Annotated in this window: 12 protein-coding genes; 6 read left to right on the forward strand and 6 right to left on the reverse strand. The window is 69.1% G+C overall.

All coding sequences use genetic code 11. From position 1 onward, the window contains the following. Position 1: 1 nt before the first annotated feature. From BLW75_RS16675 to BLW75_RS16690, 4 genes are all read right to left on the reverse strand, one after another. On the reverse strand, positions 2-1,084 hold the full coding sequence (locus tag BLW75_RS16675; protein ID WP_034313618.1) for an AAA family ATPase: 1,083 nt from the start codon (positions 1,082-1,084) through the stop codon (positions 2-4). Positions 1,085-1,097: 13 nt separating this feature from the next. Beyond that, positions 1,098-2,909 (reverse strand): VMAP-C domain-containing protein, encoded by a 1,812-nt coding sequence (locus BLW75_RS16680; RefSeq protein WP_034313620.1) that lies wholly within the window; start codon positions 2,907-2,909, stop codon positions 1,098-1,100. A 171-nt stretch (positions 2,910-3,080) separates the two neighbouring features. After that, a complete protein-coding gene (locus BLW75_RS16685) occupies positions 3,081-3,797 on the reverse strand; it encodes a S1 family peptidase (RefSeq protein ID WP_034313622.1) in 717 nt (238 codons plus the stop codon). 172 nt (positions 3,798-3,969) lie between these two features. Further along, on the reverse strand, positions 3,970-5,001 hold the full coding sequence (locus BLW75_RS16690; RefSeq protein ID WP_034313624.1) for a PucR family transcriptional regulator: 1,032 nt from the start codon (positions 4,999-5,001) through the stop codon (positions 3,970-3,972). Between the two features lie 96 nt (positions 5,002-5,097). Here BLW75_RS16690 and BLW75_RS16695 point away from each other — a divergent pair, with 96 nt between their 5' ends. The 5 genes from BLW75_RS16695 (at position 5,098) to BLW75_RS16715 (ending at position 12,045) form a co-directional block, all read left to right on the forward strand. Then, a complete protein-coding gene (locus BLW75_RS16695; RefSeq protein WP_091597748.1) occupies positions 5,098-6,000 on the forward strand; it encodes an alpha/beta hydrolase in 903 nt (300 codons plus the stop codon). Further along, positions 5,997-7,739 (forward strand): ABC transporter ATP-binding protein, encoded by a 1,743-nt coding sequence (locus BLW75_RS16700; RefSeq protein ID WP_034313626.1) that lies wholly within the window; start codon positions 5,997-5,999, stop codon positions 7,737-7,739. The genes BLW75_RS16695 and BLW75_RS16700 overlap by 4 nt, the downstream gene beginning before the upstream one ends. Further along, complete coding sequence (locus tag BLW75_RS16705; protein WP_034313628.1) at positions 7,736-9,436, forward strand: ABC transporter ATP-binding protein; 1,701 nt, start codon at positions 7,736-7,738, stop codon at positions 9,434-9,436. Before BLW75_RS16700 ends, BLW75_RS16705 begins: the two co-directional genes overlap by 4 nt. 31 nt (positions 9,437-9,467) lie before the next feature. After that, positions 9,468-10,652 (forward strand): GNAT family N-acetyltransferase, encoded by a 1,185-nt coding sequence (locus BLW75_RS16710; RefSeq protein WP_034313631.1) that lies wholly within the window; start codon positions 9,468-9,470, stop codon positions 10,650-10,652. Positions 10,653-10,839: 187 nt separating this feature from the next. Beyond that, a complete protein-coding gene (locus BLW75_RS16715; protein ID WP_034313633.1) occupies positions 10,840-12,045 on the forward strand; it encodes an acyl-CoA dehydrogenase family protein in 1,206 nt (401 codons plus the stop codon). Between the two features lie 10 nt (positions 12,046-12,055). On the opposite strand, the gene BLW75_RS16720 is transcribed toward BLW75_RS16715, so the two are convergent. Further along, positions 12,056-12,592: a dihydrofolate reductase family protein gene (locus BLW75_RS16720; RefSeq protein ID WP_034313636.1), complete on the reverse strand. Its 537-nt coding sequence runs from the start codon at positions 12,590-12,592 to the stop codon at positions 12,056-12,058. 90 nt (positions 12,593-12,682) lie between these two features. Between BLW75_RS16720 and BLW75_RS16725 the strand changes: the two genes are divergently transcribed. Continuing rightward, positions 12,683-13,270, forward strand: a complete 588-nt coding sequence (locus BLW75_RS16725) for a TetR/AcrR family transcriptional regulator (protein WP_034313638.1) — start codon at positions 12,683-12,685, stop codon at positions 13,268-13,270. 39 nt (positions 13,271-13,309) lie between these two features. Here the strand turns inward: BLW75_RS16725 and BLW75_RS16730 are convergent, their stop codons facing one another. Further along, positions 13,310-14,284 carry a sporulation protein gene (locus BLW75_RS16730; protein ID WP_034313640.1) on the reverse strand — a complete coding sequence of 325 codons (975 nt, stop codon included), beginning with the start codon at positions 14,282-14,284 and terminating at the stop codon, positions 13,310-13,312. Positions 14,285-14,331: the final 47 nt, after the last annotated feature.

The following is a 14,331-nucleotide window of genomic DNA, read 5'->3' on the forward strand; positions in this document are numbered from 1 at the left end:
GTCACCGCACCGTCAGTCGTTGCCAGAGGGCGTCCACCAGCCGCGGCCATGCCTCCTGATCCGGCTGGTACGCGCCCGACGTCGCGAGATAGACGGCGTCGAGCAGCCTGTCGGTGGGAAGCCCGCCTTCCGCCTTGCTCCGTTCGGCGAATTCCCGGATGAGCCGGTCCCGGTGTTCGCCGTCCTCGCCGACCAGATGGCCCGCCACGATCGCCGCGAGCTGCTCCTCGTCCGGGTTCTCGATCCGCAATTGCAGACAGCGGCGCAGGAAGGCGGGCGGGAACTCCCGTTCTCCGTTGCTGGTCATGACGACGATCGGAAAGGCGTGGCAGGCGATCCGGCCGTCGCGGACCACCGCGGTGCGCTGCGGGTCGGCCGTGTGCACGGTGACCTCGGGATGCCGGTTGCGCACGCGCGCCAGTTCGTCGATGGAGAATTCACCGTCTTCGAAGAGCGACAGCAGATCGTTGGGCAGATCCGCCTCGGATTTGTCCAGCTCGTCGATCAGCAGTACCCGCGGCAGTCTGCTCGGGAGAAAAGCGGTGCCCAGCGGGCCGAGCCGGACGAAATCGCCGATCGGTGGTTCTTCGGCCTCGCCGCCCCGTTGCGCCTGACTGGTCGCCGCTGCCTGGACCCGGCCGATCGCGTCGTAGCCGTACAGCCCGGAACTCAGCGCGGTATGGCTGGTGATCGCCCAGCGCAGCACCCTGCCGAGACCGAGTTCCCTGGCGATCCGGTACGCGAGGCTGGACTTCCCCGTCCCCGGGTTTCCGGTGACCAGCAACGGACGGCGCAGATACAGGGCGGCGTTGACCATGTTCAGCTCGCCGTCGTCGACGGTCAGCTCCGAAAGCGTGAACGCGGTGCCGAGACGACGCTCCGTCTCGCCGTCGTCCGGCGGCGGCACGTCGTCCTCCGGTGGCGGGTCCCCGCGATACGAACGCCACGGCGGCGGCGCGGGCAGCAACTGCGCGAGGTCGATGTCGTGAATGGGCCGTCCGGTTCCCCGGTAAATCCACCAATCGGGTGCGTCGCGCTGAGGCGTCCGGCCGTTCTCGGCCGCGTCCTGATCGATCCCGCTCATCCGCGGTATCCCCTTACAGTCGAGTCGGGATCAACGGCTGGTCCAGAACGATCACCCGTTTCGGGTCGTCCCACATTACCACCAGATCGTGAGCCAGAGAATTCTTGAACGGTACCGCCGCACCCGAATTCGCCAGTTTGCGGCGATCCGGGAGTTCGATAAAACCGCTGTCCGCGGCCAATACCCAGTCCAGCAACTCGCGCAGGTTCTCCGGCTCGGCGTCCGGATGCCAGAGCACCACCGGAAGGCCGCTGCGGAGCGCGCTCGTCAGTTCGTCCGGCGCTCCACCCGGTTCCGCCTGGGGCGACGGGGGTTTCGCCAATACCAGGCCGACCCAGTGATCGTCGCTGAGGATGGCGTCGATCGGGTGATTCTCGAACTCCGCGCACCCGGAATAGTGCAGCCGGTCGGCGGCGGGGTCCTTCACCATCGAATCCCAGCGAACGTGCCATGCGCGATGCCAATGCCTCGCCCGCATCCTCTCCAAAGACCGTATTCCGAGCCGGTACCCGTAGCGCAGCGGCTGGGGATGGCCGGTCTCATGTTCCTTCGCCCAGCGCTGCACGGGCAAATTGATCAACGTCCTCGGCAGCAGGAATTCCACCGACGCGGACATGCTCTGGCCGGACCAGACGCCTTCAGTCTCCAAGATGACGTCGTCGACCCTGAACTCGACCTCTTCTATCCCGATTTCGCGCACTCCACCGAGTGACGGCGGCCAGACATCCGGATCGTCCTGCCGCCAGAACGCGAGGGTGCATCGTGTGGGATCCCCGGAAACCGGTTCGAGCATGATCATCAGATGCAAATGGGGCCGCTCCGGAATCGATGGCCTGCTCTGCCGCTGGTGCAGAAGGGCGGGGCCGAGCCGTAACGACCGGGCCTGGTCGGCGATCCAGTTCGCGATCATGGCGGCGGGCTCGCCGTCCACGTTTTCCGCTAGCAGGCCGAGAAAAGTCATGGCGGGCGGGATACCGTCCGGCCCCGCGTTGAAGTCGGCGAGCAGCTGGAAGGCACCCCACGCGTCGGTGATGCCCTCCAGTCTGGGCAAGGGAACCGCGGGACCGAGCGCGCGGCTCACCATGACCGCCAGATGGGGGACTTTCAGCCGGACCAGCCTGCGGTGCAGACCGACCAGATCCTTGCGCGGGATCAACTCCAGAACGGGGCCGGTCAGGTCGGCGAGGAACAGGTCTTCGGCGGCCACCACCGCCGGTTCGGGGGATTCGGCGACCGGCGTGATGACTTCTCCGTGCAGTCGTAAATAAGCCGTTCCGGTGAAGGTCTTCACCGAAACGGGTATCGGACTGTACGACTCCGGCAACAGGCCCGGGTCCTTTTCGATGACATCGGCGAAAAAACGCTGCGAACAGATGAACGCGATCATCCGGCCGGATTCCGCGAACGCGTCCTTCGCCTGCTGCGCGTCCAAAATGCGGAAAGCGATGTCGACCGCTTCACCGACCCACCCGTTGCCGTCGTCGACCACCTCGCCGGAGTTGAGGCTCACCCGGAGCCGCATCTGCGCCTGCGGCGTCCGCGTGTGGTTGTACCGGCGGAGGGCGACCGCGATGCGATCCGGAAACAGATCGGCGACCAGGCTTTTCGTCGTTCCGGGCGGAAGAAGGACCAGCACACCGTCGCCGCGGTCCTCGTGCGCGCAGGAATCGAAATCGATTCCGCTTTCGGCGAAAGCGGTCTTCAGCACCTCGTACATGCCTTGGTGCACGGCGAGTCTGTCGAGCCGGTTGCGGTCCGGCGCGGTGAACCCCACGACGTCCACTACGACGATCGTGCGGTCGAGAGCCCGCGTCGGTCTCGCCACTGGCCCCCTCCCAAGGTCCACGGGCGCCGACCCACCGGCGCCGACCGCCACATTATCGCGTCGATCGGCCCTGAGGGTGAGTGTCAATTGACAAATAGGGGGCGGCGGGAGCGTGCTAGGTCTCGTGAGTGGTTAGGACGGTTAGAACCGTCCTAACCACTCACGAGCCGATCAGACGCCGGCGATCTGCTGGATCCAGCTGCGGTAGCGGGTGATGTTGGTGTAGGCGGTGTTGTTCGACCGGTCGCTGGTCGAGGCGACGCCGACCTGGCGGCCGCCGGAGAACATCGGGCCGCCCGAGTCACCGCCGGCGGTGATGCCGTCGACGCGGTTCGCGCAGACCGCGACCCCGCCGTTGTAGTCACTGCAGTTGACCGAGTTGACCCGGACGGTGGCGACCTTCAGGTAACGGGACTGGCAGTTGATCTCCGAGCCGCACTGGCTGGTCGCGCCCCAGCCGTAGACCTGGACGTTCTGGCCGACCGCGACGTTGCTCGTGGTGCCGAGCGGCGCGTAGGTGGCGTTGACCGAGCTGGTCAGCCGGACGACGGCGAGGTCCGCGCCCGAGTGGCGGGTGATGCTCGCCGCGGTGGCCATGGTGCCGCCGCTCTGCTGGTCGAGGCTGCCGATCCGGAAGGTGTAGCTGCCGCTGCCGGCGACACAGTGCTTCGCGGTGAGGATGTACTGCGGCGCGATGATCGTCGCGCTGCAGTTCTGCTGGCCGTTCACGAACAGCCGGGCCGCCCAGGGAGCGTTCTGCGCGTACTGACCGCCGATGATCATCGGCTGCACACCCGAGGGCTCGGCGGCGGTCGCGGCGGGGGCGGTCGAGCCGAGCAACGCCATGAAGGCGGTGCCGGCGAGCAGGACGAGAGAGCGCAGTCGCATGTTCCGACTCATTTCTGCGGCGGGGTTCCGGCCGCTTCAGTGGGGACGAACGCGCTGATTCTGTGTCGTGCCAAGGGAACCCGGAAACCGACGAAAGTTCGCGTGGGCTACCTATTTATTTCCATGACGGACGGCGGTGATCTTTGAGTATCCGGCGAAGATCATTAGGTAGTCACTCGCCGAGCAGCCGCCATGCGGTGAGGGCGAGCCTCGCGCGGGTCAGCCCGAGCGGATCGGTGAGGTCGATGGTCAGGCTCTTGCCGATCTGGGTCAGCCGTCGCGCGACGCTGCTGTGGTGCAGGTGCAGGGAATCGGCGGCCTGGCGCACCGAACCCGTGGCGCAGTAGGCGTCCAGCGTCCGCAGGTCCTCCGGATCCGCCGCCAGCTTCGAGATCGCGACGACGTCGGCGTTGGCGCGCGTGTCCTCCTCCGGGATCCGCGCGAGCAGCGCCAGCGCTCCGAGGTCGCCGTAGTGGATCACCGGACGGCGCGCGGTCGTGAAACGCAACGCCGTCCTGGCGTCCTGCCACGACCGATGCGGGCATCCGGCCTCCCCGATCCCCGCTCGGACGTCCTCCGGGAACCGGTCCGGATCCACCGCGGTGGCGAGGATGATGCCGACGTCGGTGAGCGACGCGGCCTTGACCGGGCGGCCGGGGCAGATCAGGTTCCCGATCTTCTCGAGCGGGAGCCCCGACCGGACGGCGACCACCCGGATCGGCGTGTCGGCGGCGAAACCCAGCAGCCGCAGGGCCCGGCTCCTCGCGGCGTCGTCGCCTGCGCTGATCACGAGTTCCACCAACGCCGGATCGGCCATGGTGGTGCGGGCAGGCCCGTACCGCTCGACGACGGTCGCCACGGCGATCGCGAGCCGGTCCAGCACTGCTTCGTCGAGGGCGACGGACGCTCCCTCGCGTTCCAGCCACACCGTGCCGATCTCCTCCTCGTCGAGGGTGATCGGCATCGTGCTGGACACCGGTGCGGAAGCGGGAGCGGCTTCGCGGCCGTCCGGTGCCATGCGGACGGTGCGCCCCGTGCTGTGGAGCCGGATGCCCGCCACGCATTCCGCCAGTCCCGCGGTGGCGCGAACGAGGGCGGGGAGGTCGACCCGCCGCCGCATCAGGGTGTCGTAGAACATCACGACCCGGATCGCGCCTTCGACGTCGGGATCCAGATGCGACAACCGCGCGGCCAGTGCCTCCATGTCCGCGAGCGTACGCGGCGGTCGTCGCGCGAAGGGGCGATCACACGCGACGGATGGCGGCCGCCTTCCGGCTCCGGAGCCGGAAGGATCGTGGCCATGGATCCCGAACTCGAAGCCTTCATCGCCCTCTTCCCGAAGGCGAAACTCGACGACCCGGTCGCGGACCGCGTGAGCTTCGCGAAGCTGGCCACGTCCGTGCCGCGGCCCGACACGTCGGGCATGGACGTCGAAGACCGGACGGTACCCGGTGAACCCGGCGTTCCGATCCGGATCTACCGGCCGCGTGAGGCGCAGGGCGCCGTCATCTGGCTGCACGGCGGCGGGTGGGTCATGGGCGACCTGGAGACCGAACATCCTTGGGCGGCGCGGCTCGCCGAAGCTTCCGGCGCGACAGTGCTCTCGGTCGACTATCGGCTCGCCCCGGAAAACCCGTTCCCGGCCGCGTTCGACGACGTCTACGCCGTGCTGAACTGGACGGCGGACCACGCGGCAGAACTCGGTGTCGCCCCCGACCGGATCGCGATCGGCGGGCACAGCGCGGGCGGCGGGCTCGCGGCGGCGACGGCACTGCGGGCCCGCGACGAAGGCGGCCCGCGGATCTGCTTCCAGCTGCTCAACCAGCCGGGGCTCGACGACCGGCAGGAGACGTGGTCGGCGCGGAACTTCACCGACACGCCGTGGATGAACCGCGCCAAGATCACCGCCGCGTGGGGGCACTACCTGGACGGGAAGCCCGCGCCTTCGCCGTATGCCGCCCCTTCCCGGGCCACGGATCTCTCCGGGCTGCCGCCCGCGTACGTGGCCTCCGCCGAGTTCTGCCCCAATCGCGACGAGAACATCGAGTACGCGCTCCGGCTGCTGCAGGCGGGGGTTTCGGTCGAGCTGCACCAGTGGGCGGGCACCTTCCACGGGTCGCAGGCGATCCTGTCCGCCGAGGTGTCCCGCCGTCAGATCGACGAACTCGGCGGCGTCCTGCGCCGCGCGCTGGCCTCGTCATGACAGCCCCTACGGCGGCCAGGTTGCTGCGACCGTTCGCCGGGAGTTTCGCCGCTGTCGTCGTCCTGCAGGTCATCGGCGCCCTCTCGGGGTTGGCGCCGCTGCTCGCGGTCGTCGAGCTGGGCAGGGCGCTGCTGACGTCCGGCCCCGTCGACGAAAGCCGGGTCTGGACCGCGGTGATCGTGGGCGCGGCCGGGATGTTCGTCCGGCTGGTGCTCACGGCCGCGTCGTCGGGGATCGGGCATCTGCTCGACGGCCGGGTCCAGCTCACTTTCCGCCGTCTGCTGGCCGAACGCCTGGGGCGGGTGCCGATCGGCTGGTTCTCGAGCCGCCGCACCGGTGAACTGGCCAAGGTCGTCGGCGAGGACGTCGGCGCCGTGCACCCGTTCATCGCCCACACCCCCGGCGAACTCGTGTCGGCTTTCGTCATCCCGCTGGTGTCGCTGGTCTACCTGCTGACCATCGACTGGCGGCTCACCTTGATCACCCTGATCCCGGTGGTGCTGGCGGTGGCGCTGGTACCGCTGATGATGACGCCCTCCCGGCTGCGCGAGCAGGAGGAGTTCGATCGCGGCATGGCGGGGATCTCGGATTCGGTCGTCGAGTTCGTCCAGGGCATCGCCGTGGTCAAGGCGTTCGGCGGCGCGGGCCGCGCCCATCGCAGGTTCCGCACCGCGGCGGACGCCTTCGTCGCCACCTTCACCCGGTGGGTGCACGGCATGGCCGGGCCGGCGGCGGGGATGCAGCTGGCGCTGTCGCCGCCGTTCGTCCTGCTGGTGGTCCTGATCGGCGGCACGCTCCTGATCACCGGCGGCGGCCTCGCCCCGGTGGATCTCCTGCCGTTCCTGGTCCTCGGTCTGGGCTTGACCGCACCCGTGGCCGCGCTCGGCCACGGCTTCGACGAACTCCAGGCCGCCCGTCGCGCGACCGGCCGGATCCGCGAAGTGCTCGGGGTGCCATCGCTGCCGGAACCGCCGGATCCCGTGGCGCCGCAAGGGCACCGCGTGGAACTGCGCGGCGTCCGGTTCGGCTACGAGGCCGACCGCGAGGTCCTGCGCGGGATCGATCTGGTGCTCGAACCCGGCACGGTCACCGCCCTGGTCGGGCCGTCCGGCGGCGGAAAGTCCACTTTGGTCACTTTGCTGCCGCGGTTCTTCGACCCGGAGGAGGGTTCTGTGCTGCTGGGCGGCGTCGATCTGCGTGAGATCGGCAGCCGGGAGCTGTACCGCAAGGTCTCCTTCGTGTTCCAGGACGTCCGCCTGCTGCGCGCGTCGGTCGCGGACAACATCGCGCTGGCCGTACCGCACGCCGATCGCGAAGACGTCGTGCGCGCCGCCCGGCTCGCGCATGTCCACGACCGGATCCTCGAACTGCCACACGGTTACGAAACGGTGCTGCACGAGGAAACCGGGCTTTCGGGCGGCGAAGCGCAGCGGATCTCGCTGGCGCGTGCGCTGCTCGCCGACACTCCCGTCCTGGTGCTCGACGAGGCCACCGCGTTCGCCGATCCGCGCACCGAACTGGCCGTGCGCCGGGCATTGGCGACGGCGCGCGCCGACCGGACGGTCCTGGTCATCGCGCATCGTCTGGAGACGGTCGTCGACGCCGACACCGTCGTGCTGCTGGAGAACGGCGTCATCACCGAACGCGGGAAACCCGCGGATCTGCTGGCACGGAACGGGAAGTTCGCCGCTTTCTGGCGTACCCACCGCTCCACCGAACCACTGGGGGAACCTCGATGATCCGGATGTTGCTGAGGGTCCTCGGACCCGACCACGCTCCGCCGGTGCGGCGCACCGTGGCGCTGATGACGGCGACCGCGATCGTCGAAGGCCTGTCCTACGCCTTGCTGGTCCCGTTGCTGCGCGCGCTGCTCGGGAACACTCCGGGTGACGCCGTCCCGTGGCTGATCGCGTTCGGTGCGGCCTTCTCGGTCTTCGCGATCCTGCGCTACCGCGCCGATCTCTCCGGATTCCGCGCCGGGACGACATTGCTGCGCGGGATGTATCACCGGCTCGGCGACCATCTCGCACGGCTGCCCATGGGCTGGTACAGCGGGAAACGGGTCGGTGAGGTGTCGTCGCTGGCCGGACCCGGTGTGCTGCAGGCGATGGCCGTGATCGCGCATCTGCTGGCGCCGTTCATCGCCGCGTGCGTCACCCCGCTGACGATCGTGTTCGTGATCCTCGTCTTCGACTGGCGGCTGGGGCTGGCCGCGCTGATCGCGGCCCCGGTCGTGGCGGCCATCCAGGTCTGGACGGGCCGTTCGATGGCCGCCGCCGACGAGGAGGCCGCGGAACGCGGGAACGAGGCCACCGGGCGGGTCATCGAGTATTTGCAGGCCCAGCCCGTACTGCGCGCGGGCGGGCGAGCCGCGGAACGGTTCCGGTTGCTCGACGACTCGCTGCGGGACCTTCAGCGGGCGAACCGCCGGTCCACGCTGTCGGCGTTGCCCGGTGTCGTGGGGCTGACGTTCACGGTGCAGGCGATGTTCACCGGCCTGCTGGTGCTGGGGGCCTTCCTCGCGCTCGGCGGGGGCATCGGGGCGCCCGAAGTACTGACGATCCTCGTCCTGGCCGCGCGCTGCGCCGATCCGCTGCTGTCGCTGACCGACATCGGCGGCAAGCTCCGCGGCGCGCGTTCGGTGCTGACGAGGCTCGACGCGCTGCTGCGGACCGAACCGCTGCCGGAACCACCGGACCCCGTCCGGCCGGAGCGGCACGACCTCGAGTTCGAGTCCGTCGTCTTCGCCCGCGGCGGCCGCACGGTGCTCGACGGCCTTTCGCTGACCGTCCAAGAAGGACGGAAGCTCGCCGTCGTCGGGCCTTCGGGTGCCGGGAAGAGCACGGTGCTGCAACTGCTCGCCCGGTTCCACGACGTGGATTCGGGCGCGGTGCGCGTCGGCGGGGTGGACGTCCGCGCGATGAGCACCGACGACCTGATGTCGCGGATCGCGATCGTCTTCCAGGACGTCCATCTCTTCGACGGCACGATCGAGGAGAACATCCGGCTGGGCCGTCCCGACGCCGACAACGCCGAGGTGCGCGCCGCCGCGACGGCGGCCCGGCTGGACGAGGTGATCGACCGGCTGCCCGGCGGCTGGTCCGCGAATGTCGGCGAGGGCGGCGCGCTGCTGTCCGGTGGGGAACGCCAGCGGGTCTCGATCGCGCGAGCCCTGCTGAAGGACGCGCCGATCGTGGTACTCGACGAGGTGACTTCCGCACTGGATCCGGTCAACGAAACGGCCGTCCACGAAGGGATCGATCGACTCATGGCCGGCCGGACCGTGGTGATGGTCGCGCATCGGCTGCGGACCGTCGAACGCGCCGATCACGTGGTCTTCCTCGACGAGGGGCGGATCGTCGAGGAGGGAAGCCACGACGAGCTGGTCCGGCTCGGTGGCCGGTACGCCGGGTTCCTCGAGCTGCAAATCGCTTGACGCGACGCGGGAACGGCAATGCACTGTGGCGATGAAGATCCGCTCCACGACCGCCGAGGACCGCGACGTCTTCGTCGACACGATGTTCACCGCGTTCGCCCGTTTCCCGGAGACCGCGGGTGAGACCTGGTCCGCGCTCGAACTCGACCGTGGCCTGCTCGCGGTGACGGAGGACGGGCGGCCCGTCGGCACGGCTGCCGCGTACTCGTTCGAGCTCACCCTGCCCGGTGAGGTCGTCGTCCCGGCCGCCGGGGTGACCGCCGTCGGTGTCCTGCCCTCGCACCGGCGGCGAGGCGTACTCAGCGCGATGATGCGGTATCAGCTCGCCGAGTTCCGGGAACGGGGCGAGTTCCTCTCCGTCCTGCTGGCGTCGGAGGCGCTGATCTACCGTCGGTTCGGCTACGGCCCGGCGACCTACACCCGGCGTCTGACGGTGCCGCGCCATCGGGCCTCCTTCGCCGCGGGGGCGGCCGGTGGCTCGATCGAAGTGCTGCGCCGGGCCGAGTGCGGCGAGCTCCTGGAGGCGGTCTACGACCGGTATCGCCGCGCCCGGCCCGGCGCGCTGTCGCGGCCGCACCGCTGGTGGTCCTTGGGCGCCGGGCAGCCGCCGATTTCCCGGGCGTCGCGCCACATCGCCGTTCATCGTGACGCCGGCGGCGTCCCGGACGGGTACGTCTCGTATTCCCTCACCGAACCGAGCACCTTGGCCGTCGACGAGACCATCGCCGTCGATGACGAGGTGTCCACTGCGCTGGCCCGGTTCCTGCTCGAACACGACCTGATCACCGAGGTCGTGTTCAAGCACTGCCCGCCCGACCATCCGCTGCGGTGGCAGCTCGAAGACTTCCGCGCCGGCGAAGTCGGTGGCGACACGGACTGGCTCTGGGTGCGGCTCCTGGACGTGCCGCGTGCGCTCACCGCACGAGGCTGGTCCACCGACGGCGAGCTCGTCCTCGACGTCGACGACCCGGCACTCGGCGAGCGCGGCCGGTACCGGCTGTCCGTCCGAGGCGGCGAGGCCGAATGCGTCACGACGGACACCGAACCCGACCTGTCCCTGGACGTGAGCGACCTTGGCTCGATCTATCTCGGCGGTACCGCCCCGAGTCTGCTCGTGCGGGCCGGGCGCGTCCGTGCCCATCACCCTGGGGCGGCCGCGCTGGCCGACGCCCTTTTCCGTACCGAGCGGCCGCCGCACTGCCTGCACTGGTTCTGATCGAGCGAGGGGGCCCGGTCCCAGAGCGCGGACGTTCGTTGACACCCCGTAGTGCCACTGCTCTACTCGGACGCATGCGCTGTCCGGCCTGAAGCAAGTCCGCTCACTTTCGGGAAAACCCGGGAATTCCGGGCGTTCCGCCCTGCCCGGAAAACCCATTCGCCCTCGCACAGAACGGAATTCGCCCATGACCACGACCGAGAACCGAGTCCGCTCAGCCAGTGAATGGCTGGCGGCCGCGAAAGACGTCGCCGATGAACTCGCGGTGGACGCCGCGGAACGCGACCGGAGGAACGAGACGCCGTACGCGGAAGTACGGCTGCTCAAGGATTCCGGCCTGGTGACCCTGCTAGGCCCGGTCGAGCACGGTGGCGGCGGCCAGAGCTGGGAGACCGCGTATCGCGTGATCCGCGAGGTCGCGCGCGGCGACGGCTCGATCGGCCAGCTGCTCGGCTATCACTACCTCTGGGCATGGGCCGCCCGGCTGGTGGCGACCGACGATCAGATCGCCGCGGTCGAAGAACTGTACACGCGGAACAACCTCTTCTTCGGCGGTGCGGTCAACCCCCGCGACTCCGACCTGAAGATCACCGAAGACGGCGACGAGATCGTCTACAACGGACACAAATCGTTCTCCACCGGCAGCAAGGTCTCCGACCTCACCGTGCTCGAAGGCATTCTCGAAGGCACTGAGGACCATGTCTTCGCCATCGTCCCGTCCGAACAGGACGGTATCGTCTTCCACGACGACTGGGACAACATCGGCCAGCGGCTCACCGAATCGGGCAGTGTCACCATCTCCGGCGTGCGCGTCCCGTGGGCGAGCGCGGCGGGCTACGTCGACAAGAAGTTCCGGCCCTTGACGTACAACACGCTCAACGTCCCGGCGATCCAGCTGGTGTTCACCAACTTCTACCTCGGCATCGCGCAAGGCGCGTTGGAAACCGCGCTGGAGTACACGCGCGAGCACACCCGCGCGTGGCCGTACGGCGGCGACGACAAGACTTCCGCCGGCGAGGAGTGGTACATCCTCGACGGCTACGGCGATCTCCAGTCGAAGCTGTGGGCGGCCGAGGCACTGGCGGACAAGGCCGGGACCGCGATTTCGGCCGTGCTGCACGCGCCGCGCGAAGAACTGACGCCCGAGGCCCGCGGTGAGGTCGCGGTCCTCATCGCGGCCGCCAAACAGCGCGCCATCGACACCGGCCTCGAAATCGGCACGAGGATCTTCGAGCTGACCGGCGCCCGGGCGAGCGCGACGAAGTACGGCCTGGACCGCTTCTGGCGGAACCTGCGCACACACTCGTTGCACGATCCGGTGGCCTACAAGCGCCGTGAAGTCGGTGCCTACGCGCTGCTGAACGAACTCCCGGAACCCACCTGGTACACCTGAGCCCGGTCGCCTAACGCGCGACGGCGTAGGTGAGCAGCAACGCGCCCGAAGCGAACCGCCGGTCGTCGACGAGCGTGAGCGCCGTCTTCGCGTACTCGCCATCGAACAGCCGCGTCCCGCCGCCGAGGAGTACCGGGTTCACCACGAGCCGCACCTCGTCGAGCAACCCGAGCCCGGCGGCGGACGTCGCGGCCCCTCCCCCAGCGAAAAGCGCGATGTCACCGTCGAGCCCGGCGAGCGCCGGGGCATCTTCGATCACGTGGGCGTTGTGCCAGTCCGTGGCCCGGAGCGTGCGCGAGAGGACGTACTTCGGCAGTTCGTGCATCCGGCGCCGTTGCGTGGCCGAGACCTCGTCGCCGGCGGTCGGCCAATAGCCGGCGAGTTCCTCATAGGCCTTGCGGCCGAAGGCCATGCCGTCGATCGACTCCAGCAGCTCGTCGATATGTCCTTGGAACTCGTCGTCGGCGAACCGCCAGTCGATGTCGCCTGCGGCGTCGGCGATGTAGCCGTCGAGCGAAACGTTGGTGTGCAGGAAGAGACGCCCCATGTGAACCCTCGCACTGACTTCTTGGACAAGTGAACAAGAAGTCAAGATACACTTCTTGAACGCACTGTCAAGAAGTCGTACGATGACCCCATGCCACGAACCGGACGGCCGCGTTCCTTCGACGAGGACCAAGTGATCGGGGGCGCGCTCGAGCTCTTCTGGCGGCGGGGTTACACGGCCACGTCGATGCGCGACCTGAAAGAGGACCTCGGCATCCTGCCGGGAAGCCTGTACGCCGCATATGGCGACAAGCACGCACTCTTCCTACGCGCTCTGGAACGCTACGCGGGCGGCGCCGCGAACCAGGCGAACGCGCTCGCCGAGGGACCGGCCCTCACGCATCTACGCGAACTTCTGCTCGGCATCCTGGAGGCGGCACGGGAAGCCCCGGGGCGCGGATGCCTGCTGGGCAACACCGCCGCCGAACTGCTTCCCACCGACGAAGCCGCCAGGAAGATCGTCCACAGTGGATTCGAAGCGCTGGAAGCCGGTATCACGCAAGGCCTCGAAGCCGCACAACGCTCCGGCGAGGTCCGCGCGGACGTCGACTGCGGAGCGCAGGCGCGGCTCCTGCTCGTCGTCATGCAAGGACTGCACGTGGTGGCCAGGGCGGAGACGGATCCGCGTCGGCTCACCGACGCGGTCGACGCCGCTTTGGCACCCTTGACCGCGAAGTGACTCCTGGGCACACCGTCGCCGGTGTGCCCAGGAGCCGGATCACTCCTCGAAGCCTTCGTCGCCGCCGCCGAAGGCGTCCTCCATGACCTCGCCGAGGATCATGCCGCCGACCACGCCCGCCGCGGCACCGGCGACCACGCCGCCCATCCCCGGCCCGCGCCTGCCGTGGTGCCCGTGATGACCATGGTGGTCGTAGTCGTGGCCGTAGTGCTCCTGGTGCCCGCCGAACATGGCGTGCCCGCCACCGGACTCGGTGACCTTGGCCAGCCAGCCGTCGATGGCCGCCGCCCAGTCGGTGCGCAGGGCCTCCTCGTGCGAAACGTGGAAACGGCCGAAGGAATCGCCACTGGAGCGGAACATGCCACCGCGCCGATCGGCCTCCAGCACCACCACGAGGTCGTCCGGGCTCGCGACGAAGGTCAGCTCCACCTGACTGACACGGCCCGCGTAGCGCGACGGCGGGAAGAACTCGATCTCCTGGAAGAACCCGAGTTCCTGCCGGACGCCGTGCAACCGCCCGGCTTCGACGTCGGCACTGCGGAACGAGAAGCCCAGCTCGCCGAACGCCTCCAGCACCCGGTCCTGCGATTCCAGCGGCCCGACCAGCACCGGGTCGAGGTCGCCCTTGTCCGGCGCGCCGGCGATGACGAGCTCGGTCCGCACGCCGACGACCACGCCCGGCAGCTCACGTCCGCCGACCGCGCTGATCGGCGTCTCCCACGGCAGGGCGATCCGGAACGGCACCGTGGTCAGCTGTCCCGCCGTCACCTTCACCTTGCGGCCCGCGCTGACCCGCAGGAACTCCGCGGTCCCGGCGCGCTCGTGGTCGCCGTGCTCCACCTCGACCCTGGTGACCAGCGAAAGCAGGATCTCCTCGATCTGGGCGTCACTCGAACCGCCCTGGATGCGGACCTGGCCGGTGATCACCTCGCCGGGAACGGCGTGCGGTGAGTCGAGCACGGTGTCGACGGACGGACCGCCGACCCCGAAGGCGCTGAGCATCCGTTTGAACATCAGGGATTTCCTCCGCTGGGTACTGGAACAAGGGGAGTGCCGGAACA

This window comes from Amycolatopsis lurida (assembly GCF_900105055.1).
Classification (GTDB): domain Bacteria; phylum Actinomycetota; class Actinomycetes; order Mycobacteriales; family Pseudonocardiaceae; genus Amycolatopsis; species Amycolatopsis lurida.

What these genes read in the sequence shown, in the direction of transcription:
- BLW75_RS16715 (WP_034313633.1), top strand. Translation starts at nt 10,840, where the DNA reads ATGACCACGACCGAGAACCGAGTCCGCTCAGCCAGTGAATGGCTGGCG.
- BLW75_RS16705 (WP_034313628.1), top strand. Translation starts at nt 7,736, where the DNA reads ATGATCCGGATGTTGCTGAGGGTCCTCGGACCCGACCACGCTCCGCCG.
- BLW75_RS16710 (WP_034313631.1), top strand. Translation starts at nt 9,468, where the DNA reads ATGAAGATCCGCTCCACGACCGCCGAGGACCGCGACGTCTTCGTCGAC.
- BLW75_RS16685 (WP_034313622.1), bottom strand. Translation starts at nt 3,797, where the DNA reads ATGCGACTGCGCTCTCTCGTCCTGCTCGCCGGCACCGCCTTCATGGCG.
- BLW75_RS16725 (WP_034313638.1), top strand. Translation starts at nt 12,683, where the DNA reads ATGCCACGAACCGGACGGCCGCGTTCCTTCGACGAGGACCAAGTGATC.
- BLW75_RS16700 (WP_034313626.1), top strand. Translation starts at nt 5,997, where the DNA reads ATGACAGCCCCTACGGCGGCCAGGTTGCTGCGACCGTTCGCCGGGAGT.
- BLW75_RS16695 (WP_091597748.1), top strand. Translation starts at nt 5,098, where the DNA reads ATGGATCCCGAACTCGAAGCCTTCATCGCCCTCTTCCCGAAGGCGAAA.
- BLW75_RS16730 (WP_034313640.1), bottom strand. Translation starts at nt 14,284, where the DNA reads ATGTTCAAACGGATGCTCAGCGCCTTCGGGGTCGGCGGTCCGTCCGTC.
- BLW75_RS16675 (WP_034313618.1), bottom strand. Translation starts at nt 1,084, where the DNA reads ATGAGCGGGATCGATCAGGACGCGGCCGAGAACGGCCGGACGCCTCAG.
- BLW75_RS16720 (WP_034313636.1), bottom strand. Translation starts at nt 12,592, where the DNA reads ATGGGGCGTCTCTTCCTGCACACCAACGTTTCGCTCGACGGCTACATC.
- BLW75_RS16690 (WP_034313624.1), bottom strand. Translation starts at nt 5,001, where the DNA reads ATGGAGGCACTGGCCGCGCGGTTGTCGCATCTGGATCCCGACGTCGAA.